The sequence below is a fragment of the Gordonia marina genome (assembly GCF_052036135.1).
Taxonomy (GTDB): domain Bacteria; phylum Actinomycetota; class Actinomycetes; order Mycobacteriales; family Mycobacteriaceae; genus Gordonia.
On sequence record NZ_JBPSDN010000006.1, the window covers coordinates 67,601 to 89,644 of the forward strand.

22 protein-coding genes are annotated in these 22,044 nt (G+C 70.7%); 6 read left to right on the top strand and 16 right to left on the bottom strand.

Features of this window, described 5'->3' with window-relative positions; genetic code table 11:
* Positions 1–45: 45 nt before the first annotated feature.
* Together ACSEEN_RS05115 and ACSEEN_RS05120 are read right to left on the bottom strand one after the other, a co-directional pair.
* Positions 46–579: a hypothetical protein gene (locus ACSEEN_RS05115; RefSeq protein WP_440712524.1), complete on the bottom strand. Its 534-nt coding sequence runs from the start codon at positions 577–579 to the stop codon at positions 46–48.
* A gap of 100 nt (positions 580–679) precedes the next feature.
* Positions 680–1,384: a DUF3592 domain-containing protein gene (locus ACSEEN_RS05120; RefSeq protein WP_440712525.1), complete on the bottom strand. Its 705-nt coding sequence runs from the start codon at positions 1,382–1,384 to the stop codon at positions 680–682.
* Positions 1,385–1,693: 309 nt separating this feature from the next.
* Here ACSEEN_RS05120 and ACSEEN_RS05125 point away from each other — a divergent pair, with 309 nt between their 5' ends.
* Both ACSEEN_RS05125 and ACSEEN_RS05130 read left to right on the top strand, forming a co-directional pair.
* Positions 1,694–2,398, top strand: coding sequence for an alpha/beta hydrolase family protein (locus tag ACSEEN_RS05125; protein WP_440712526.1), 705 nt, complete (start codon positions 1,694–1,696; stop codon positions 2,396–2,398).
* A 140-nt stretch (positions 2,399–2,538) separates the two neighbouring features.
* The gene (locus tag ACSEEN_RS05130) at positions 2,539–2,925 is read left to right on the top strand and encodes a DUF4189 domain-containing protein (protein WP_247864265.1); all 387 of its coding nucleotides are present in this window, start codon (positions 2,539–2,541) and stop codon (positions 2,923–2,925) included.
* 137 nt (positions 2,926–3,062) lie between these two features.
* Here the strand turns inward: ACSEEN_RS05130 and ACSEEN_RS05135 are convergent, their stop codons facing one another.
* The gene (locus tag ACSEEN_RS05135) at positions 3,063–4,202 is read right to left on the bottom strand and encodes a sulfotransferase family protein (RefSeq protein ID WP_440712527.1); all 1,140 of its coding nucleotides are present in this window, start codon (positions 4,200–4,202) and stop codon (positions 3,063–3,065) included.
* Positions 4,203–4,454: 252 nt separating this feature from the next.
* Here ACSEEN_RS05135 and rpsT point away from each other — a divergent pair, with 252 nt between their 5' ends.
* Complete coding sequence (gene rpsT, locus ACSEEN_RS05140) at positions 4,455–4,715, top strand: 30S ribosomal protein S20 (protein ID WP_247868062.1); 261 nt, start codon at positions 4,455–4,457, stop codon at positions 4,713–4,715.
* Positions 4,716–4,845: 130 nt separating this feature from the next.
* On the opposite strand, the gene holA is transcribed toward rpsT, so the two are convergent.
* Positions 4,846–5,808, bottom strand: a complete 963-nt coding sequence (holA, locus tag ACSEEN_RS05145) for a DNA polymerase III subunit delta (RefSeq protein ID WP_247864267.1) — start codon at positions 5,806–5,808, stop codon at positions 4,846–4,848.
* 121 nt (positions 5,809–5,929) lie between these two features.
* On the opposite strand from holA, the gene ACSEEN_RS05150 reads away from it, so the two are divergent.
* Positions 5,930–6,550 carry an HD domain-containing protein gene (locus ACSEEN_RS05150; protein WP_440712528.1) on the top strand — a complete coding sequence of 207 codons (621 nt, stop codon included), beginning with the start codon at positions 5,930–5,932 and terminating at the stop codon, positions 6,548–6,550.
* 94 nt (positions 6,551–6,644) lie between these two features.
* Here the strand turns inward: ACSEEN_RS05150 and ACSEEN_RS05155 are convergent, their stop codons facing one another.
* The 3 genes from ACSEEN_RS05155 to ACSEEN_RS05165 form a co-directional block, all read right to left on the bottom strand.
* A complete protein-coding gene (locus ACSEEN_RS05155; RefSeq protein WP_440712529.1) occupies positions 6,645–8,165 on the bottom strand; it encodes a ComEC/Rec2 family competence protein in 1,521 nt (506 codons plus the stop codon).
* Between the two features lie 9 nt (positions 8,166–8,174).
* Complete coding sequence (locus ACSEEN_RS05160) at positions 8,175–9,314, bottom strand: helix-hairpin-helix domain-containing protein (protein ID WP_371306841.1); 1,140 nt, start codon at positions 9,312–9,314, stop codon at positions 8,175–8,177.
* An 80-nt stretch (positions 9,315–9,394) separates the two neighbouring features.
* On the bottom strand, positions 9,395–10,243 hold the full coding sequence (locus ACSEEN_RS05165; RefSeq protein WP_298442016.1) for a DegV family protein: 849 nt from the start codon (positions 10,241–10,243) through the stop codon (positions 9,395–9,397).
* 238 nt (positions 10,244–10,481) lie between these two features.
* Here ACSEEN_RS05165 and ACSEEN_RS05170 point away from each other — a divergent pair, with 238 nt between their 5' ends.
* Positions 10,482–11,372 (top strand): DUF559 domain-containing protein, encoded by an 891-nt coding sequence (locus ACSEEN_RS05170; protein ID WP_440712530.1) that lies wholly within the window; start codon positions 10,482–10,484, stop codon positions 11,370–11,372.
* A 157-nt stretch (positions 11,373–11,529) separates the two neighbouring features.
* Here the strand turns inward: ACSEEN_RS05170 and octT are convergent, their stop codons facing one another.
* From octT to ACSEEN_RS05205, 7 genes are all read right to left on the bottom strand, one after another.
* On the bottom strand, positions 11,530–12,288 hold the full coding sequence (gene octT / locus ACSEEN_RS05175) for a diglucosylglycerate octanoyltransferase (protein ID WP_440712531.1): 759 nt from the start codon (positions 12,286–12,288) through the stop codon (positions 11,530–11,532).
* Positions 12,288–13,001, bottom strand: coding sequence for a histidine phosphatase family protein (locus tag ACSEEN_RS05180; RefSeq protein WP_298442010.1), 714 nt, complete (start codon positions 12,999–13,001; stop codon positions 12,288–12,290). The genes octT and ACSEEN_RS05180 overlap by 1 nt, the downstream gene beginning before the upstream one ends.
* Entirely contained in the window at positions 12,998–13,393 is a 396-nt protein-coding gene (rsfS, locus tag ACSEEN_RS05185; RefSeq protein WP_298442008.1) for a ribosome silencing factor, read from the bottom strand. The genes ACSEEN_RS05180 and rsfS overlap by 4 nt, the downstream gene beginning before the upstream one ends.
* On the bottom strand, positions 13,390–14,040 hold the full coding sequence (gene nadD, locus ACSEEN_RS05190; protein ID WP_440712532.1) for a nicotinate-nucleotide adenylyltransferase: 651 nt from the start codon (positions 14,038–14,040) through the stop codon (positions 13,390–13,392). Before nadD ends, rsfS begins: the two co-directional genes overlap by 4 nt.
* 29 nt (positions 14,041–14,069) lie before the next feature.
* On the bottom strand, positions 14,070–15,503 hold the full coding sequence (locus ACSEEN_RS05195) for a VWA domain-containing protein (protein WP_440712593.1): 1,434 nt from the start codon (positions 15,501–15,503) through the stop codon (positions 14,070–14,072).
* 82 nt (positions 15,504–15,585) lie between these two features.
* Complete coding sequence (locus ACSEEN_RS05200) at positions 15,586–16,494, bottom strand: AAA family ATPase (RefSeq protein WP_298442006.1); 909 nt, start codon at positions 16,492–16,494, stop codon at positions 15,586–15,588.
* Positions 16,491–17,765, bottom strand: a complete 1,275-nt coding sequence (locus tag ACSEEN_RS05205) for a glutamate-5-semialdehyde dehydrogenase (RefSeq protein ID WP_440712533.1) — start codon at positions 17,763–17,765, stop codon at positions 16,491–16,493. The genes ACSEEN_RS05200 and ACSEEN_RS05205 overlap by 4 nt, the downstream gene beginning before the upstream one ends.
* 258 nt (positions 17,766–18,023) lie before the next feature.
* Between ACSEEN_RS05205 and ACSEEN_RS05210 the strand changes: the two genes are divergently transcribed.
* Positions 18,024–18,698, top strand: coding sequence for a hypothetical protein (locus tag ACSEEN_RS05210; RefSeq protein ID WP_440712534.1), 675 nt, complete (start codon positions 18,024–18,026; stop codon positions 18,696–18,698).
* A 4-nt stretch (positions 18,699–18,702) separates the two neighbouring features.
* On the opposite strand, the gene ACSEEN_RS05215 is transcribed toward ACSEEN_RS05210, so the two are convergent.
* Positions 18,703–19,461: an HNH endonuclease family protein gene (locus tag ACSEEN_RS05215; protein WP_440712535.1), complete on the bottom strand. Its 759-nt coding sequence runs from the start codon at positions 19,459–19,461 to the stop codon at positions 18,703–18,705.
* 350 nt (positions 19,462–19,811) lie between these two features.
* Entirely contained in the window at positions 19,812–22,043 is a 2,232-nt protein-coding gene (locus ACSEEN_RS05220) for an ATP-dependent DNA helicase RecG (protein ID WP_440712536.1), read from the bottom strand.
* Between the last annotated feature and the right edge of the window lies 1 nt (position 22,044).

A 22,044-nucleotide genomic window follows, 5' to 3' on the forward strand; every position in this document is an offset into this window, starting at 1 on the left:
GCACCGTAAGAGCGCTCTCGCGTCTGCGTCAGGGCACCCGGGCGGTCACGGAACGTCGACCATGTACGCACCCGGATCATCACGGTCGACGAAGACGGCGATCTTCTCCCCGACCGCAGGCACCTCGTCGGGTACGGAGTAGTAGCGACGGGTGTATCGCCTGGTCCGCTTGGCCGCCGGGTCGCCGATCGCGACGACCAGCTCCCAGCCGTCGCGTCCCGGCTCGATCGATTCGACGACCCCGTCCAGGCGCCGGCCGCCGGCGCGCAGCCGCCGGCGTTCGTCGTCGCCCTCATCGAGTTCCCGGAGATCACGTCGCGCCAGATAGTAGGCGGCACAGCCCGGGCCGCCGACCAGCAACCCGCTGCCCACCGCCGCCAACGGACCCACCCACGCACCCGGATCGTCGGTGCTCCATGCCGAAGCCGGGCCGGTGATCGCCGCGACGACGAACCAGACCAGACCTCCGACCAGCACCGCGATGCCGAGACCGGCCCACACCGCGGTCACGCGCAGGCTCGAGCGCGCGTCGTCGACCGGATCGGCACCCGGCTCGATGTACTCGCGGGCCTTGCGCATCGTCAATCCACCTCCGCCTTGATTCGGTCCATTCGCACCCGGTAGTCGGTCAGTGTCATACCGATCAGCGTGCCGCGCACCGAGCGGCGGCCGGCCGCCGTCACTCGACGTCCACCAGATAGCGGCCCGGGTCGTCCGGATCGAGCAGGACGTTCACCTGCGAGCCGACATCGGGCATCACGTCCGGCATCCCGTCGTACCGATGCTCGACGAAGCGCCGCGCGCCCGACTCCGGGTCCGTGTAGGTCGCGGTGAGGAGCCAGCCCGATTCCTGGTGGCCGGCGAAGTCGACGGTCGCGCGGATCCGTCGTCCGTACTGCCGAATCCGGTCTTCGGTCTCCGCATCGTCCGCCGCCTGTCTGCGCTGTGCGCGCGCGATCCAGACGAAGAGCACGGCGAACGCCGTCATGATCAGACCGATCGCCAGCAAGGTCAGCTGCCCGAACCACGACATCGCGCCGCCGAGCATCGCGTCCGAGGGATCGTCCGCCTGGTACCGGACGGTCACCGACTCGCCCACCTGCGGTGCCGGGTACATCGCGCCCGGCCGGTACCGGTATTCCTTGCCGTCGACCTCGTACCGCACCGTGATCGCGTACAAGTCGTTCGTGTCCTTGGGCCTGATCACTTCGACGCGGTCGACGACCACGCCGGTCACCGTCTGCGAGGAGCTCACCTTCGCGATGGTGATGCCCAGCCAGGTACCACCACCGATCAGCATCCCGAGCCCGACGACCCCGATTACCGCGATAGCCAGAAACAAGAACCGCTCCGATGCACGCTCGTTGTCGCGTCCGGTGTTCATCCGAGCTCCCTCCCTCCGGGCCGAGTCTGCTGTCCGGCTGCCGATCGTAGCCGGACGGCCTTCACCAAAGGGCCCGCGGGGAACATACCGGCCATGCGCCAGGTTCGACGACCGGAACGATCCGGTGAAAGGATCGAGACCATGAAGCCTGCTCATCGCGCGGCGACGCTCCTCGTCACGGTTGCGTCGTGAACGGTTCCCGTATCAGTACCTCCTCGACGCCGGCGACCGCCGCGGCGTCCCGACCAGGACTGTCATGTGCGCCGGCCCGATGTGGCGCCCGGGCCTTCGCTCTGACCCGGTGTGGTCATGACTGACGAGCAAGGCGCGACGGGCAGCGTGATCCAGACCGGCGATGTCCACGCGACGGTCGACCTCCCGGACCGCGCGTCGCGCGGCCTGGTGATCCTCGCGCACGGCGCGGGCAGCGACCGCGACTCCGTGCTCCTGCGCACTCTCTCGGCGTCGTTGACCGCGCGCGGGCTGACCGTCGCCCGGATCGACCTCCCCTACCGGCAGCAGCGGCCGAAAGGGCCGCCGTCACCGTCGAAGGCGGCCGCCGATCGTGACGGGATCCGGGCCGCGATCACCGCGCTGCGTCCGCTCGCCCCGGACGGCCCGTTGATCGTGGGCGGGCAGTCGTACGGTGGGCGGCAGGCGTCGATGGTCGTCGCCGAATACCCTTCGACAAGCTCAGGGGGCGATTCGACGGGCGCGGGGGACGACTTGATCGCCGACGGGCTGTTGCTGACCTCGTATCCGCTGCATCCGCCGGGCAAACCGGAGAAATTGCGAGTCGAGCATCTGCCGCGGATCACGACGCCGACACTGATCGTGCACGGCCGCAGCGATGCCTTCGCGACCTCCGGCGAGATCGCCGCCGCCGCGGCGCTCTTCGCGGGTCCGGTCGAGATCGTCGAGGTCGAGAAGGCCGATCACGGACTCAAGCCGGAACGCAGCGGGGTCGGCGAACTCACGGCCGATGCGGCCGAGCGGTTCTTTCTCGACAGGTGAATCCGGACGTCACAGCCGTCCCCGGCCTGGGTATTTCTACGTAGTCCGATCGGGTGAAAACACCCGGGTTCACGGGTATATCTACGCGAATCGTCGCGGCGAGCGACGACTCTCAGGTCTGTCTCAGCTAGTTTCATTGCATGAAAACTCGTCGCTTCTTCGCCGGACTCGGCATCGCCACCTCCATCGCCACCGCCGGAACGCTCCTCCCGGCCGCGACGCCGGCCGCCGAGGCCCGCACCAACTACTGGGCGGCCATCGCCTGGGATTACAACGGCAAGACCGCCAAGGCCTGGAACTACCCCAGCTCGGCCGCGGCCCGCAACGCCGCCAAGCGCCTGTGCGGCTCGCACTGCGGCTACTTCACCTTCTACCGGTCGTGCGGCGCGGTCGCCTACCGCTTCGGCTACTCACGCACCACCGTCGGCACCGCCCGTGGTTTCCAGACCCGCGCCGGCGCCAAGCGTGCCGCCATGCGCCAGGCCGGCGCCGGCTCGCACATCCGGGCGTCGGTCTGCAACAAGTAGCCGTATCCGCTCACCGAAGCAGACGAGCCCGCCGCCCATGAGGGCGACGGGCTCGTTCGTATCCCCCGGCCGGACGGCCACGCTCCGGACGGCCGCGCTCCGGGCGCTCGCCGGCCGGGTGATCGTCGCTCCGGCCGTCAGTCGCCCAGCCGGTCCCGCAGGCCGATCGCGCGGCGCTTGGCCCGTCTCGCCACATCGCGCGCCCGCGACTTCACGGTCGGCTTCGGCTCCGGGTTGGGCATCGTCTTGATCCAGTAGGCCAGCGCGTCCAGCCCGGCGTCGAGCGCCTCCTCCGCCGTCGGCGGCGCGGCCTCGGCAGCGTCGACCCCGAGATCGACGCGCAGGTCGCCGAGCGTGCCCGACACCGCGAATCCGCCCCGCTCGAGGACGGCGATCATGTCGTCGGACTGCTCCGCCGCCCACACCCGCTGCTCGGCGGTGAGTCCGAGCGGCTTTCCGCTCCCGGTATTGCGCAGCGCCTCACCGATCAGGCGGCGCTTGACGATCCACTCGTACCGCCACCAGTCGATGTTGCCCGGCTGGATCCGGGAATTGAGCCGGCGCAGGAACTCCGTCTGTGCCGCCGACAGCGACGAGTTGTGCCGCTCCCCCTCCTTCGGCAGCAACGCCGGATCGACGCCGAGTACGGACAGGAAGCGCTCCCACAGCACATCGCCCGGTCCGCCGGTACCCGGCGCGGGCACCGTGACGAGGTGGATCCGCTCGGCCGGCAGCACCGCCGACCAGCGCTGCACGATCGCGACGTAGTCCTGGAACTCCCAGAACGGCTCCTCGACGAAGCCGTCGGCCACCGGGTCGGCGTCGCGGTAGCGGGCCACCGAGGCGAGGAATTCGTCGAACGACGCCGCGCGCTGGTTCTTCACGTTCTCCTGCCACACCGACGGCAGCTGGCGGGCCAGGTCGCGGACGGTGACGATCACGTGCACTTCGTCGGCGAACGACAGATCGTCCATGAGCTTCTCGATGTGCCGCGGCTGCGCGTTGGCGTACAGCTCGTGCGAGATCACCGACACGCCCGGCCAGGCCTTCATCTGGGCCACCATCCGCGGCCACGCACCGGCCCGATCGGGCGTCGCCCAGTCCAGGTAGCGCTCCGGTTGCAGGTGCGCGGCGGCGTGATAGTGGTCTTCCATGGTCACGCCCGGATACAGCAGACCGGCACGTTCCAGGGCCAGGTCGCGGTTCACCCACAGCCGGTCCTGCAGGTGCGTAGTCCCCGTTTTGGGCAATCCGACATGAAGGTAGACAATCGACATAATGCCGATCAGCATAGTTTGCGGCGGTATGCCCGAGTTGCCGACGCGCCGGACCCGCCGCGGAGGTGTCCGGCCGCTGGATTTGGGGCAGATCGGCCGCGCTGGTAATCTTGATCGCTGTTGCGGTTTCACCGGCCGGCCATCCTGGCGAGCCGGTGCGGCGCAGGTCGTCACTCGACCGCTCACCGCACTCGATACGAAGAAGCTACGGTCGCACCGGTGCGGCCGACAACGATGTAAGGGATGACACGCGTGGCAAACATCAAGTCGCAGATCAAGCGGAACAAGACCAACGAGGCTCGTCGCCAGCGCAACCAGTCGGTGCGCAGCGCGCTCCGCACCGCGATCCGCAACTTCCGTGAGGCCGTCGCCGGTGGCGACAAGGACAAGGCCGCCGAGCTGCTCGCGAGCACCAGCCGCCAGCTCGACAAGGCCGCCAGCAAGGGCGTCATCCACAAGAACCAGGCCGCCAACAAGAAGTCGGCCATGGCGATCGCGGTCAACAAGCTCTGACCTCCCGCGGCTTCGGCCGCATTCCGGCGACCCGGTCGCCGTTCACGACACAGCTGTACCGTTCACCCCGGCGATGACCACGCGGTCGCCGGGGTGAATGTCGTGCCCGGGTATGTCGTGCCCGGGTATGTCAGCGGCCGCGGCGGGGACGCAGCTGGGCGACGGTCGACACGGCGTGCTCCAGCGCGTAGTCCGCGTCGGCGGCTTGCCCCTTCACCGCGCCGTTGAGATCGGCGACGATCAGCACCGCCCGCCCGATCGAGTCGGCGTCCCAGGCGCGTGCCTGCGACTGGACCTTCCCTACGCGGCCCGGCGGCATGCCCAGCTCGGAGGCGATCGAGTACTTGTCGGCGTGCCCCATCGCGCGTACCCGGGCGATGGCGTGCACCGCCTCGGCGAGCGCGTCCGCGAGCAGCACCCGCGCGGTCCCGTGATGCTGGGCCCAGGCGAGCGATTCCATCGCTCCGGCGACGTCACCGGTGACCGCCTTGTCGGCCACCTCGAAGCCGGTCACCTCCGGCCGGCCGACGTAGTAGGTGCGCACGGCGGCTTCGTCGACGCGTCCGCCGGTGTCCGACACCAGCTGGTGGCAGGCGGCGGACAGCTCCCGCAGATCCGAGCCGACCAGGTCGGTCACCAGCTCCACCACGTCGGGTCCCACCCGGACCCCGAGGTTCCGGAATTCCTTGCGGACGAAGTCGACGCGCTCGGACGGCCACTTCGGCGCGACGCACTCGACTTCGGCGGCACCGGCCTTCTTGAGCTCGCCTACCATCGACTTCTGGCGGCCGCCGCCGGTGTGGATCACCATCATCGTGATGCCGTCGGGCAGCGACTTGGCCGCGGCGGTGATGAGCGCGGCGGGGTCCTTGCCCGCCTCCGCCGCGGCCTCGATCACCACGATCCGTTCCTCGGCGAACAGCGACGGACTCAGCAGTTCGGCGAGCTCGGGGCCGGTGACCTCACCGCAGCGCACCCTGGTGACCGGCACGGTCTCCCCCGCCGCGCGGGAACGCTCGACGGCCACCTGCTTGATCACCCGACCGGTCAGGAAGTCGTCGTCGCCGAGCAGCAGAAACAGGCGGTCAGTCACGGCACCATCGTGCCACGGGCCTACGACGCCGCGCCCTCCGGCGTCGCGCACTCGCGGCCGGCCCCTGTGAGGTGCCCGACACCTGCGCCGTCTACCCGGGGGTAGCTCGTAGCGTCTCTGCATGACCCCGCCCCCGATCCCCGCCGAAAGGTCTGCCATGGACGTCGAGATTCCGGCCCCGATCCGCGACGACCTGGCCCGGCGCTGGGACGAACCGCACCGCCGCCACCACGACCGGCGGCACCTCGACGAGGTGCTGGCGGGGCTGGCCGCCCTCCGCGCCGCCGGACTGGACTTCGACGAGCGGCCCACCGTGCTGGCCGCCTGGTTCCACGATGCCGTGTACGAGCCGTTGAGCGGCACCAACGAGCACGACTCCGCCTCGCTCGCGCGTGACCTCCTCGCCGACGATCCGGACCGGGACGAGGTCGTGCGCCTGGTGGAACTGACCCTCACGCACGACCCGGCCGCCGACGACCGCAACGGGATCGCGCTCTCCGACGCCGATCTGGCGGTCCTGGGCGCCGATACGGACCGGTACGACGAGTACGCCGCGAACGTCCGCGACGAATATCAGCAGGTTCCGGGCCCGCTGTTCCGCCGCGCACGGGCCGAACTCCTCGCCGAGTTCCTCACTCGCGACGCCCTGTTCCGTTCCGCACCGGCCCGGGCTCTCTGGGAGGCCCCCGCCCGCGCGAATCTGAGTCGGGAGATCGCCGAGCTCCGCGCCGGTACCCGCTGACCCGAACGCGGCATATCAGTCGGGCGGATTCGGCACGACCCGCATCGATTCGCTCCGCTACGGATGCCCCCGGCGCCGCGGCGCCACTGTGGAGTCAGTCGGCGCCCCGGGCCCCACCACCCGAGTGGTGCTCCCGACGTCGCCCGACACCTCCTCTCCGATGCGCTCGCCACACTGCCCAGGCCACGGCGCCGGCTAGGGAGAGCACCACCGCGGCCTGCCAGCCGGGGACCTCCGGCGCCGCCCAGCGCCGCCCGCCCAGCCCGTCGGCGACGGTCAGCAGCCACCACATCTCCGGGCCGGTCGCCCGGATCAGAAGTTCGGCGATCAGCGCACCCGGCCCACCCGCAGGCCCGAGAGCCCCGAGCACCGCCGCGGCGGTACCCAGCAGCGCGATCACCTCGACCACCGGCGCGACCAACAGATTCGCCGGCAGCGACACCAGGCTGAGGCGATCGGAGATCGCGATCACGATGGGAGTGGTGAGGATCTGCGCGGCCAGGGCCATCGCGAGCAGTATCGCGAGCGTCTCCGGTACGCCCCGCTGAACCAGCGCCCGGCGAAGCGGCGCGGCCCACAGCACCAGCCCGAGGGTCGCGACCACCGACAGCGCGAAGCCGGGCGCCAGCGCCATCTGCGGCCAGAACAGCAGAACGGTGATCACCGCGGCGCCGAGCGCGGGCAGCGCTTGCGCACGCCGGGCGGCCAGCGCCGCCACGAGACCGATCCCACCCATCACCGCGGCCCGCAAGACGCTGTCGGTCGGCCGCACCAGGATCACGAAGGCCACCATGACGGCCAGACCCAGCACCACGGTGAGCCTGGTCGACGCCCCCGCCAGCCGCACCGCGAGCACCACCGCACCGCACACGATCGAGAAATTGGCCCCGCTGACAGCGATCAAATGCGTGAGACCAGCCGCCCGGAAGTTCTCCCGCAGCTCCGGATCGAGGTCGCCGGTGTCACCCAGCACCAGGCCGGGGAACAGGCCGGCCGCCCGTGGCGGCAGGGCCCGGGCCGCCGTCGCCGCGAGCCTCTCCCGGACCGCGCCCGCCCACCGCTGCCAGATCGGTGCGCGGCCGATCACCTCGGGCTCGCCGAGTGCCGTGAGGCGCGCCGCCAGCAGGCGATCGGCCGCCCGGCCGGGTGGCGGTTTGGCCCGGACACGGACGGAGAGTCGTTGTCCGGGAACAGTCTCCGGAAGCTGTCCGGTACGGAGCAGCAGTTGAGCGTCGACCGGCCGAGTGCGCACGCGGTTGACCGTCAGCACGCGCACCGGCAATCGGGCGAACGACTGCTGGGCGCCGATCATCGGGTCACCGGTCACTTGCAGGGTGACGACAGGTTTGCCACCGTCCCGGTGGATCGGCGCGCTCTCGGCGATCCCGATGCGCAGTGCGCAGACCGTCGCCGCGGCCGCCGCGAGTCCGCAGATTCCCGCGACGGTCACCGCCACACCGGTTCGGCTGTGCCGCAAGGTGATCCAAATCGTCAGACCGAGCACAGCCAGCGCGCCCACCAGCCAGAAGGTGACGGCGAGAGGAACGCAGAGAGCGACGGCCACCACGGCCCAGCATGCGGCCGCCGGGCCGGCCAGCCGCAGATCCACGCCCATCGCCGGCCCCTAACCGACCGTGACGGCGTCGCGCAGCTTGGCGAGCCGCGCCGAGCCGATCCCGTCGACCTCGCCGAGCTGTTCCACCGAGGCGAACCGGCCGTGCTGCTCCCGCCAGGCGATGATCGCCTGCGCGGTGACCGGCCCGACGCCGGGCAGCGCGTCGAGTTCGGTCGCGGTCGCCGTGTTGAGATTCACCTTGCCGCCGGCGGTCCCGCCCGGCCCGCCGCCACCGGCATCGACACCGGCGCCCGAGCCGCCGCCCGCACCGGAGGACACGACTGCACTGCGCACCGACTCCGGTCCGTCCTCGCGGGTGCCCACGAGGACCTGGTCGCCGTCGTGCAGGATCTGCGCGAGATTCAGACTCAGCACATCCGCCCGCTCCCGGATACCGCCGGCCCGATCGAGGGCTTGCGCCACCCGCGCGTCCTTCGGCAGCGTGACCAGGCCGGGCCGGTTCACCAGTCCGGCCACACTGACCACGATCTCCGCGGCGTCACCGGTCGGCTCGGCCCCACCACTCGCCGGAACGCCGGACGACGGTCCCGCCGATGCGGGGAAGTTCACCAGCGGCGTCGCCGGTTCGCTGTCGCGGAAGAGCGCGAAACCGGCGACGACGCAGGCGATCACCCCCACCCCGATCAGCGCGATCGCGGCGGGCGGCAGCATGGTCAATCGCCGCGCCGGGCGCGCCCAATCGTCGTCCGGGTCGTGATCCGGATCATCGTCGTCCGGGTCGTCGTCCCGGTCCCCGCCCATCCGATAGGAGTCGCGCCGATCGTCCCCGCCGTCGACCGCCGGATCCAGCACCTCGTCCCAGTGCCCGAACCCCGTCCTCCGGGGCGACGCCTCGTCCTCCGCCTCGGCCCAATCGTCGTCCTCGAACCCGTCGTCGCCTCCGGCGTCGGAATCCGGCTGTCCGGTGGAGTCCTCTCGCGCACGACGCCCGGCCCAGGCGCGGCGGCCGGCCGCGGTATCGAGCCAGCTCGGCATCGCGGTGGCGCCCCACTCCTCTGGATCGAGACTCCCGGCGGCCCGTCGCGCGGGTGGCTCGTCGTCGAGACTCCGGCGCGGCGGTCGGGCGGCTGATCGCGCGGGCAGCACGCGGTCCAGTCCACCGCTGGGGCTGTTCGTTCTCCTGGCCATAGGCCGACGCTAGGCACCGGCCCGCCACGGCGACAGACCCCCGGACGCCGGCCTGTGGATACCGGGCGGTATCCACAGGTTCAGTCGAGGGGGTCTAGACCCCGGCCGATGGATATGCCTACCGCGCCCATGCCGACGTGAACACCGAGGACCATGCCGAGCTCCACAACCAGCGACGACGTCACGTGCGGCAGCCGCGCCACCACCTTCTCCTGGACCTCGACGGCGAGTTCGGGTGCCTGGCAGTGCTGGACCGCGACGGTCACCTCGTCGTCACCGACCAGCTCGACGACGTCGTCGATCATGGCGGCGATCGCCTTGGTCATCGTGCGCTGCCGTTCCTTCAGCGTGAGGACGCCGTCGGCCATGTTCAGGATCGGTTTGATCGACAGTGCGGACCCGAGAAGGTGGCTCGCGGCGCTGATACGGCCGCTGTGCCGCAAGTTCTCCAGGGTCTGCACGCACATCAGCGATTCAGCGGTCGCCGCGGCACGGACGGCCGCCTCGTAGACCTCGTCCCGATCGCCGCCGGCCGCCGCGGTCTGGGCTGCCGCCAGCGTCGTCAAACCCACCGAGACTCCGGCCGCGCGCGAATCGACCACGCGCAGGTCGCTGCCGAGTTCCTCGGCGACCAGCCGGGCCGCCGCCCAGGTACCCGAGAGCCGCCGGGACATGTGGACGGCCACGACCCCGTCGCCGTCGCTGCGCTCCAGGGCCTCCCGGTACAGCTCCGTGAGATCCTGCGGGTTGGCGCCGGAGGTCGTCACCCCGGACGTGGACACCACGCTCCGGGGAATCCGGTCGACACCCTCCAGGTACTCGGTGCCGTCCGGCATGTACACATGCAGCGGCGCCTGCCGGATGCCGTAACGGTCCGCCAGTGACGCGGGCAACCGCGAAGACGAATCGGTGACGACGATGACAGACATTCCTACAACTTAGCCGCACCGCCCCGGGGCCCGGCCCCCGGTTCGGATTGCCGGTATCGCCGGGCTCGCTTGCTGTCCGGTGGTCGCCCAGCCGCCACGGGACAGCAGACGGCGTCCGGAATGGAACCGGATGCACCGGCGGCGCGTCTAAACAGGCATGAGACCACCGCTTTCGGCCGGAGCACCGACAGTCGATCCGGCGAGAACCGATCGCGCGACCCGGCGTGCGGACCGGCGCATGGTCGCGACGCGGGTCGCTCGCCGGATCGCCGACCACGACGGGATCATCACGCACGCCGAAGCCGTCGAACTCGGGATGACCCGAGCGGCGATCCGCACCAGGATCGACATCGGCGCCTGGCACCGGCTCACCCCCGGGGTCTACCTCTGCGGCACGCACGATCTCACCGGCGCGGCCCGGCTCCGCGCCGCGGTCGCCGTTCACCGCGCCGTCGCCGACCGCACCGCCGCGGCGTTCTGGCACGGGATGCTCGACGACCTTCCCGCCGCGATCACGCTGTCCGCGCCGCCCACCGTGACCGGCCGGAGCTCGGCGCCCTTCGCCACCGACCTCGTCCGCCGGGAGCTTCCGCCCGAGGACGTCGAGACGCTGCGCGGTATCCGGGTGACCCGCCGCCCGCTCACGGTTCTGCTGGCGGTGGCCCTTGTCGACGACCCCCAGGCGTTCTTCGACCGCGCGCTGCAAACCGGCCAGGTCACCGTCGAGGCCGTGCAGCGCGCGTTCGAGCGCAATTCACGCCGGCCCGGGATCCGGGCCGCGCTGCCGTATCTGGAAGCCGCCTCGTGTGACAGCGAAGCCGAGAGCGAGCGCGTATTCGTGGAGCAGTTGCGCACCGAGGAGATCGGCGGTTGGGTGCAACAACTCCCGTTCGGACGCTGGCGGATCGATTTCGCCTGGCCCGCCGAGGGGGTGGCGGTGGAGATCAGCGGCTGGGCCTACCACCGCGACCACGACCGGTTCGAGTCCGATGCAGCCAAGGCCGCGGCCCTCGCCGCGGCGGGGTGGCTGGTGCTTCCGTTCACGTGGCGTCAGATCACCATGGATCCGATCGGTTGTATCGAGAAGATCGTGGCGGCGATCCGCGTCCGGCGCGCACGCCTCGGCTGACACCCTGCTGTCGTGCGGTCGTACAACAGCCACCGCGCAGCAGACTAGCCTGAGATCCCGTCCTAAGGGCCAAGGTCTCGACTCCGCTCGACCACCGTGGTGAGCCCCGCGGGAAGTCGACCGTAACGGGGAGAAGACCGCTGGGAGGTAGTGGCCGCTATGGAGATCCGGCCTGTCCGGTGAGGAGGTCCGTGACGGCGGGGGCGACCAGGGCGGCGATCGCCCGGTGCGTGTGCAGGCCCCAGTGGATCCCGTCGGGGTTCATCTCCCCGGGCGAGTCGGTGAAGTCGGCGGCGGTCACCGGATAGAAGTCGACCGTCGGCAGGCGGTGCTCGGCGGCCCAGCCCGCGATCGCCGCGCTGGTAGGCACCCGGCCGGGGTGGGCGTGACCGTAGTACGGGCTGGCGTGCGTGGGCGGGAGCGCGACCAGGATCGGCAGGCCGGGCCGCAGGTGGGCGATCGCCCCGCGGATCTTCTCGTAGTAGTCGACGGTCACCCGCGGCGGCAGGGCCATCGGCCAGCCCGCCCGGGACAGTCGCGGCTGCACCCAGCCGTAGGCGTCGCGCACCTTCTGGCGCAGGGCCGCCGGACGCACATAACGGATCTGTTCCCGCAGCGCGGTCGGCAGCGGCGACGGCAGCGAATCCATGCCGCCGAAGGCAAGCACCACGACGTCGGCCTTGGGCAGCGCGGCCCACACTCGGGGATCCTGGGTGATGGCCCACCAGATGTCGCGGCTGGTCCACCCGATGCGCGCGAACAGTTCCACGTCGCGGCCGGTGTCGGCGCCGACCAGGTTGGGCCAGATGCGCCCGTCGTCGGCCGCCAGTCCCCCGCCGGGCCCGTAGAACGACAGCGAGTCGGCGAGCACCAGGATCGTCCCGGGCTCCCCCGCCGTCGACGCCGCCGGAGCCACTACTGGACCCCGGTGTCGCTCGGCTGCGCGGTGGCGTTCCACACGTCCAGCCGCCAGGTCGGTTCCTCGCCGGGCAGGCTGTGCCCGGACAGCTGCACCCAGCTGGTGTTGGCCAGGCCGCCGAGGATCGGCCAGTTGGCGACCGGCAGCCCGAGCAGTCCCGCGGTCATCGCCGCGATCACCCCGCCGTGCGCCACCAGGATCACCGGCGCCTCGGCGTTCTCGCCCTGACCCCAGTCGTCGAGTTCGGCCAGCAGCTCGGTGACCACCGGGACCGAGCGCGCCGCCACCTCGACCCGGCTCTCACCGCCGGGTGGGGTCCAGGTGGCGTCGTCGCGCCAGATCCGCCGCGCGCCGGGCATCGACGCGTCGACCTCGGCATGGGTCAGCCCCTGCCAGTCACCGAGATGCGTTTCGCGCAACCGGCGGTCGGTGGTCACCGGCAGCCCGGTGGCCGCCCCGAGTGCGAGGGCGGTGTCGTGCGCGCGGCGCAGATCCGATGAACGGATCACCCGGGGCGACCGGGACGCGAGCTCGGCCGCGGCGGTCCGCGCCTGCACGACTCCCAGCTCGGTCAGGTCGGTGTCCAGGTGGCCCTGCATGCGCCGGGCGGCGTTGTACTCGGTCTGTCCGTGGCGCAGCAGCACCAGCCGCCGCACGATCGGCGTGAGCCGTTCGACGCTGGTGTCGCCCTGGTCGGGTTCGAAGGTCATGCCCCGTCGCCGTCGGCGGACGCCGCGGCCTCGTCGAGCCCGTCGATCTCGACGATCGGGCAGTCGCTCCACAGGCGCTCGAGGCCGTAGAAGTCGCGCTCGTCATCGTGCTGCACATGCACGACGACGTCGCCGTAGTCGATCAGCGCCCAGCGTCCGTCGCGGGTGCCCTCGCGGCGCAGCGGCTGATGTCCGGCCTCGCGCACGCGGTCTTCGATCTCCTCGGTGATCGCGTTGACCAGACGCTCGTTGTCGGCCGACGCGATCACGAACAGGTCGGTGATGACCAGCGGTTCGGAGACGTCGATGACGACGACGTTCTCGGCCTTGCGGGCCGCGGCCGCACGGGCGGCGATGGCCGCGAGTTCGCGCGCTTCTGCGGTGGCGGTCACGTGGTTTCCTTTCGGTACAGGCCGTGTTTGCTGATGTACTGGACCACTCCGTCGGGTACCAGATACCAGACCGGGCGACCGTCCGCGGCACGCCTGCGGCAGTCCGTCGAGGAGATCGCCAGGGCGGGGATCTCCATCATCTGCAGTGCGTGCGGCGATTTGGTCGCCAGGTGTTCGGCCAGGTGGGTGGCGTCGAGAGCGTATCCCGGGCGGGATACCCCGATGAAGTTCGCCAGCTCGAACGCTTCTTCCCAATTCTGCCAGGTCAGGATGGTTTCCAGCGCATCAGCACCGGTGATGAAGAACAGTTCGTCGTCCGGGTACTCGCGGCGCAGGTCGCGGAGGGTGTCGACGGTGTAGGTGAAGCCGTCGCGGTCGATGTCCACGCGGCTGACGGTGAAGTGCGGGTTCGACGCGGTCGCGATCACCGTCATCAGATAGCGGTGTTCGGCGGCGGTGACCCGGCGCGAGGCCAGCCCCTCGTGGCCTTCCTTCTGCCAGGGCCGCCCGGTCGGGACGAAGATCACTCCGTCCAGGCCGAACCGATGCGCCACCTCGCTGCCGGCCACCAGGTGGCCGTTGTGGATCGGGTCGAAGGTGCCGCCCATGACGCCGATGCGGCGTGGCGTGTGCGGCTGGTCGGACATGTCACTGGACTTTACGCATCGGGTGCCGGTCACACCGGCAGCAGGTTGGCGATCACCTGGGCGAGTTGCTCGGCGTTGCGGCACTCGAACATATCGATCGCCTCCCCGTACTTGCCCGCGATCGAGTCGCCGGTGTCCCACAGTTCCCGGCGTTCCGGGTTCAGCCAGTAGGCGTTGCGCACCCGATCGCGCAGCCGTTCCAGCGCGTCGACGGAGGAGAGCGCGTAGTTGTTGCGGGCGTCGCCGAGGATCAGCAGCGCCCCACGATGGGTGAGCGAGTCGAGATAGTTCTCGGCGAATCCGCGCAGCATGTGACCGTAGTCGGAGTGTCCGTCGCGGGTGCTGATCCGGGCCTGGGTGAGCATCGTCGCCATGCGCTCACCGAACTGGTCGTCCGCGTGCGCGCGGTCGAAGTAGTCGGTCACCTCGTCGACGGTGTCGATGAACGCGAAGACCCGGACGTTGGAGAACTGCTGACGCAGCGCGTACACCAGTTGCAGCGTGAACGAACTGAAGCCGGAGACCGACCCCGATACGTCGCAGATCACCACCAGCTCGGGTTTGCCCGGGCGCGGTTTCCGGTGCCGCAGCTCGATGGGCACCCCGCCGGTCGACATCGACGCCCGCAGCGTGGACCGGATGTCCACGGCGCCGCGGTGGTTGCGGCGGCGCCGGAATTCCAGCTTCGACGCCAGCAGCCGCGCGATCGGATCGATGGTGCGGCGCAGCTTGGCCATGTCCTGCGGGTTGGCCGAGAAGAAGTCGATCTGTTCGGGCAGCTTGGGGACGGCGTAGGCGGCCACCTCGTCGCGGCCGCGCAGGGCCGACATCCGGCGCTGCACCTCGGTCTCCACAGCGGCCCGGAAGCGCTGGGTGGCGCCGCGCGCGGCGCGCCGGTTGAGGGCATCGTCGCCGGCCCGGCGGCCTTCCTCGCGCGGGATCCCGGCGGCCATCGCGGCCGCGATCTGGGCGATCAGCGTCTGCGGCGAGATCGCCGACATCGCCTGATACACCGAGAAACTCTCGCCGCGCGCCGACTCGTACCGGCCGAGCTGGTCGACGACGAGCGCCACCAGCTGGTCGAACCGCCCGTCGGTCATCGCGTCGTCGTCGGCGAGCACCTCGGCGGTCAGCTCCCGCATCGCGTCGACGTCCACCTGACCCGCGTCGTCGCGCGGCACCTCGATCGCGCCGGCCCGGGCGGTGTGCCCGAGCGGAAACCACAACTCGAAGCACAGATCGAAGGTGTCGCGGTGCAGGTGATCGGACAGCAGTGTCGCCGCGAGGCCTTCACGCAGACTCTCCCGGTCGAGCAGGTCGAGGACCTCCATCGCCTGGCCTGCGTCGATCAGGTTCGACGGTCCCACCACGATTCCCCGGCCGCGCAGGTCCTCCACGAATCCGGTGAGGGTGTCGACCAGTGTCGTGGTGGACCCTTCGACGCGCTCAGGGCGCGGCGTCAGCGGCTCAGGGCGCGGCTTCGGCGGCTCGGGGCGCGGCGTCGGCGGCTCAGAGTCCGGGGCGGGCGGCGACGAGGCGGGCACGTCAGTCCAGCTTCAGCTCGCGAATGGCGGTCAGCACGTCGGCCCGGTGCTTGAGCACGACGCCCAGCGTGCGCTTGAGCATCGAGTTCGACACCCGGCCGTCGTGCTCGGCGACCTCGGTGCCGGCGACCATCGCCAGCAGTGTGTTGCCCCAGTCGATGGTCTCGGCGACCGACGGCTTCTTGCGAATGTCCAGCTCGCGCAGCACCCCGACGATCCGGACGACCTCGGCGGCCAGATTCTCCGGCAGGTCCGGCACCCGGGAGGCGAGGATCTCGCGTTCCAGGTCGGCGTCCGGGAAGTCGATGTAGAGGTAGAGGCAGCGCCGCTTGAGGGCTTCCGACAGCTCCCGATTCGCGTTGGAGGTGAGCAGCACGATCGGGCGGCGCTGCGCCGCCACCGTGCCCATCTCCGGAATGGTGATCGCGAAGTCCGACAGGATCTCCAGCAGCAGACCCTCCATGTCGACGTCGGCCTTGTCGATCTCGTCGATCAGCAGGACGGTCGGCTCGGTGCGGGAGATCGCGGTGAGCAGCGGACGGGCGAGCAGGAACTCCTCGGAGAAGATGTCGTCCTTGGTCGCGTCCCAGTCCCGTTGCCCGGCGGCCTGGATCGCCAGGATCTGTTTGGCGTGATTCCACTCGTAGAGGGCGCGCGCCTCGTCGATCCCCTCGTAGCACTGCAGGCGGACGAGGTCGGCTCCGGTGGCACCGGCGATGGCGCGGGCCAGCTCGGTCTTGCCGACGCCCGCCGGGCCCTCGACCAGCAGCGGCTTGCCCAGACGATCGGCGAGGTAGGTCGCGGTGGCGGTGGCCTCGTCGGCCAGGTAGCCGGTGGTGCGCAGCTTGGCGACCACGTCGCGGGTGTCGGTGAAGCTCGGCACGACACCGCTGGGCACGGTCGCGGTCATGCCGGACGCACCTGACCGTCGCCCCAGACGACCCACTTGGTCGAGGTGAGTTCGGGTAGTCCCATCGGCCCGCGGGCGTGCAGTTTCTGGGTGGAGATACCGATCTCGGCGCCGAATCCGAACTGCTCGCCGTCGGTGAACGCGGTGGACGCGTTGACCATCACCGCGGCCGCGTCGACGCGCGAGGTGAACGCCCGGGCGGCGGCCTGATCGGCGGTGACGATGGCCTCGGTGTGCCCGGTGCCGTAGGTGTCGATGTGCTCGACGGCGGCGTCGAGGTCGTCGACCACCTTCAGCGCGAGGTCCAGCGACAAGTATTCGGCGTGCCAGTCGTCCTCGGTGGCCGGGACCATGCCGGGCTCCTCGCCGTGGATGGTGACGCCCTGCGACTGCAGCGCCGCGACGATCGGGGTGAGCGCGTCGCCGGCGATGGCGCGGTCGATGAGCACCGTCTCGACGGTGTTGCACACGCTGGGACGGCGGGTCTTGGCGTTGACGATCAGCCGCGTCGCGGTGTCGACGTCGGCCGCCGAGTGCACGTAGATGTGGCAGTTGCCGGTACCGGTCTCGATGGTCGGCACCTTGGCGTTCTCCACGACGGTCGCGATCAGCCCGGCCCCGCCGCGCGGGATCACCACATCGACCAGGCCGCGCGCCTGGATCAGCGCGGTGACACTGGACCGGTCGTGGCTGGGCAGCAGTGCGACCGCGTCGGGGTTCACCTTGCGGTCGGACAGCACACCGCGCAGCACCTCGACCAGCGCGGCGTTGGAGCTGGCCGCGGACGACGACCCGCGCAGCAGCACCGCGTTGCCCGCCTTGAACGAGATCCCGAAGCCGTCGACCGTGACGTTCGGCCGGGCCTCGTAGACGAAGCCGACCACGCCGAGCGGCACCTGGACCTGGCGCAGCTCGAGCCCGTTCGGGAGCGTCTTGCCCTGCACGATCACGCCGATCGGGTCGGGCAGCGCCGCCACCTGCCGCAGGCCGCTGGTGATCCCGGTGATGCGGTCCGGTGTCAGGCGCAGCCGGTCGATCAGCGAGTCCTCGGTGCCTGCCGCCTCTGCGCGCGCGACGTCCTCGGCGTTGGCCGCGAGGATGGTCTCGGCCGCGGCGTCGATGGCCTCGGCTGCGGCGAGGAGCACCTCGTTCTTCTCCGCGGTGGTGAGCGTGCCGAGCGTGCGCGAGGCCTTCTTGGCGGCCCGGGCCTGCTCGAGAACGACGGCCGCGATGTCGGTGACCTCGGCGGCGTCCTGTGTGGTCTCGGTCATGAGGTCCAGGTTAGACGCTGCCGACCGGCCCGCTCTTTCGCCGTCCACGTCGTCGTCCAGGAGTGCGGCCGGCCGTCTGTCCGTACCGTGACGTCACCATCTCGTGGCGCATACCTGCGCAGCACATCGGCCCAGGTCGCCCACCGGATCTTCCGGAGACCACCCGCTACTACTCCACGGTTGGGACGACTTTCGCCGAGGCCGGATCGGCGGCGGTCAGGCCTTTCCGGCCGGGCCGGTCCGTGCGACGATCGGGACATGAAGACGACGGGTAAGTGGCTGACCTGGTCTGGACTGCTGATCGCGGTGATCTGCGTGGCGGTCGGCGTGGTCCTGGCGGTGCGCGGGTTCTCGACGATCTCCGACGTGACCGACCGCGCGGTGACTGTTCAGAGCGCACCGACCCCGTACCGCGCCGAGAGCGGGGAGGTCATCGTGCTCTATTCGCGGTCGGACACGGCAGCGCCCGCGCCGTCGTGCTCGTTCGATCCCGGCACCGTCGAACCGCGCCCGGATCCGGACACCTCGCTCACCTACGAGGGCGGCAGCATCGGGTCGTTCGCCGCCTACCGGGCCACAGCCGACGGCGTCTACTACATCGACTGCCACGGCGCGAACGTGGTGGCCGCACCTCCGGTCTCCGTGCGCGGGGTCCTGAGCGGTGCGGGTGGAGTGATGCTCGCCGTCTTCGGCGGCGGACTGGGCGCGCTGCTGCTGATCGTCGGGGTGATCCTCTGGATCGTCGGCGCCGGCCGGGCCAGGACGGCCGCGCAGCCCTTGCCCGGCGGATACCCGCCGCCGGTGGGCGGCTACCCGGCCGGATATCCGGCGCCGTATCCGCCCGCGGGCGGATACGGGCCGCAGACACCCGCCGCACCGCCCGCGAACGACCCCCACGATCCGGCGCGCGGGGACGACACCGCCGGGCGGTGAACGCTCAGCACTTCCCCAGCGCCGCGGCGAGCACGTCGCGGGAGCGTTCGTCGACGGGCAGGTCGTAGGCGGCGGAGACCGTCGCGAACTGCATCGCGTACTGGCAGGCGAAGCCGCGCAGAGGCGGCATCCAGCGGCCGGGTTCCAGATCGGACTTGGCCTGGTTGCTGGCCGCGTCGACGGCGACCAGGTTGGCCGGATCATTCGCGAGAGCCACCCGCCGGGCCGGCTCCCACGACGCCGCACCCATGTCCCAGGCGTAGGCCAGCGGCACGATGTGGTCGATCTGCACGGCCGCCGAGCCGCGGCCCCGCGCGAAGGTGATCTCCCGGCCGGTGTACGGGCTGCGGAAGCGGCCGGCGGCGACCGCGCTCCGGCAGGTCTGCGCGGCCACCGACTTCGCGACCGCCAGGTCACGGGCGAGGACGTCGTTGCGGGTGTCGCAGCCGTTGCCCGCGCCCGGGACACCCGCGGCGTCGGTCCAGGCCGGGCCGAACGCCTCGCGGTGATAAGCCGAGTCGTGCGGCGGACGCCGCGGAACCACGCTCAGCGTCGCGAGGGCCTCGCGCGCGAGCCGGACGCGCACCGGGTCGACGGCGGCCCCCGGCGCGCTGTGCCAGCCGATCCCGGCGGCGACGATGACCGCGGTCACCGCGAATCCGGTCAACGACGCCCAGTGCCGTCCGGTCAGCCGGATCCGGCCGTCGTGGCGGACGTGACGGCGAGTCGCCAGCCGTCGTTCGATGTCCCTGCGCAGCGTCATGATTCTCACGAGACTTAGACGCAGCGGGAGGCTTGCCGGTTCCATGCGGTTGCGGGGTGGCTTCGACTCGGTCTCGCCCTGGCGGGTACTTCGACCGCGTGTCGTCGCAGGCTCCGCCACGCATGCTCAGCACGAGGCTCGACCGGTGGTTCCTGAGCGGAGTCGAAGGGCTCAGCCGGCTATGAAAGCTCGACCAGCTCAACCGACGGTCAAAGCTCGACCGGCTCAACCGGCTATGAAGGCTCGACCGGTGGTTCCTGAGCGGAGTCGAAGGGCTCAGCCGGCGGTGAAGGCTCGACCGGTGCGAGGGGTCTCGACTTCGCTCGACCGTCATGCCACAGGGCTCGGACCTACGACTTCTCCAGGTACCCCAGTTTCGACGGCAGCAGGATCGAGTCGACCAGCGCCGCGAGGGCCGGGTGTTCGGCCAGCGACAGGTCTTCGGAGACGATCTCGGTCGCGAGTTCCCGGGCGTCGGAGATCACGTCGGCGTCGTCGAGCAACGACAGGAAATGCAGCGACGACACGCCGCCGGACTGGGCCGACCCGAGCACGTCGCCCTCGCGCCGCGCCTCCAGGTCGATGCGGGCCAGCTCGAAGCCGTCGTTGGAACCAGCGACGGCCCGCAGCCGCGCGAGCGCCCCGGTCCCCTCCCCCGCGGTGGTCATCAGCAGGCAGAGCCCGGCGTGGCGGCCACGGCCGACGCGGCCGCGCAGCTGGTGGAGCTGGCTGACGCCGAAGCGTTCGGCGTTGACGATCACCATCATCGTCGCGTTGGGCACGTCGACGCCGACCTCGATGACCGTGGTGGAGACCAGGACGTCCAGTTCCCCGCGGGTGAACCGGTCCATCACCTCGTTCTTCTCGTCGGCCGGCATCCGGCCGTGCAGATAGTCGACGCTGCGCCTCGCCAGCGGCCCCGACTCGGTCAATTCCTGCCACTGATCGAGGACCGAGACCTCCTTGGCCTCGGCGTTCGACTTCTCGTCGCCGATGCGCGTGCACACCACGTACACCTGGCGGCCCTGCTCGATCTCCTCGTCGGCCCGCTCCCAGACGCGATCGATCCAGTTCTGCTTCCCCATCGGGACCACGGTGGTGCCGATGGGCTGCCGGCCGCGCGGCAGTTCGCTCAGCGTGGAGGTCTCCAGGTCGCCGAAGGTGATCATCGCGACGGTGCGCGGGATCGGCGTCGCCGTCATCACCAGGAAGTGCGGCCGGTTCACGCGGCCCTTGGCACGCAGCACGTCGCGCTGTTCGACGCCGAAGCGGTGCTGTTCGTCGACCACGACCATCCCGAGGTCGAAGAACTCGACCTTGTCCTCCAGCAGCGCATGGGTGCCGATCACGATCCCGGCCTGCCCGGTGACGATGTCGAGCAGATTCTGTTTGCGCTCGGCGGTCCGCTGCGACCCGGTCAGCATCGCGACCTGCGTCGCGCCGTCGGCCGCACCCAGCTGGCCGCCGCGCGCCAGCGGGCCGAGCATCGTCATCACGGTCCAGTAATGCTGTGCGGCGAGCACTTCCGTCGGGGCGAGGATCGCGCACTGGTGGCCGTTGTCGACGACGCGCAGCATCGCCAGCAGCGAGACGAGCGTCTTGCCCGAGCCGACCTCGCCCTGCAGCAGGCGGTTCATCGGATGCTGGGCGGCGAGATCGTCGCCGATCTCGCCGAGCACCTCTCGCTGTCCCGCGGTGAGTTCGAACGGCAGCATGGCGAGCAGCTGGTCTTCCAGACCGCCCGGCACGTGCGGACAGGCGTGCGCCGCCTCGGTGCCGGCGGCGATCCGGTTCTGTGCGAGGGCGGTCTGCACGGCGAGGGCCTCGTCGAACTTGAGCCGCTGCCGGGCCAGCGCGAGATCGGCCTGCGAGTCGGGCAGATGGATCTTGCGGATCGCCTCGTCGGAGGTGATCAGGCCGCGCGCGAGCCGCTGCGGGTCGGTCAGCGCGTCGGGCGTCGGCCCCAGGTCGGCGAGGACCCGGCGCACGGCGCGCCAGATCTCCCAGGTCTGGATGTCCTTGGTGGCCGGGTACATCGGGACGATGTCGCGGGAGAAATGGGCGAGGTCTTCGGGCGACGCGACGTGATCCGGGTCGTGCTCGGTCTCGTCGGCCACCAGCTCGGCGAGCATCGCCGTGCCGACCACCTTCTCGTCGGGGGTGTCGGGCAGGATCAGCCACTGCGGGTGCGACAGCTGGATCTGGCCGCGGTAGTACTTCACCGTGCCGGCCAGCGCGAGCCGGATGCCCGGCAGCAGGCGCTTCTTCATCCAGCGGGCGTTGAAGAAGCTGGCCTCGTAGGTGCGGCGGCCGTCGTTCACGGTGACCTTGAGGAAGCTGCCCGGCTTACGCTTCATCGGGATGTTCTCGGCGCGCATGACGTTCCCGACGATGTTGATCCAGGTGCCCTCCTCCGGCATCTCCTCATCGGAGACGTCGCCGCGGGCCAGATACCGGCGCGGGGCGTAGCGCAGCAGTTCGCCGACGGTCACCAGTTCCAGGTCGGCCAGCTTGCCGACCAGCTTCGGCTCGAGCGCGGTGTGCGCCAGCTCGGTGGTGAGCGTCAGTCCGGCGTGGTCCATG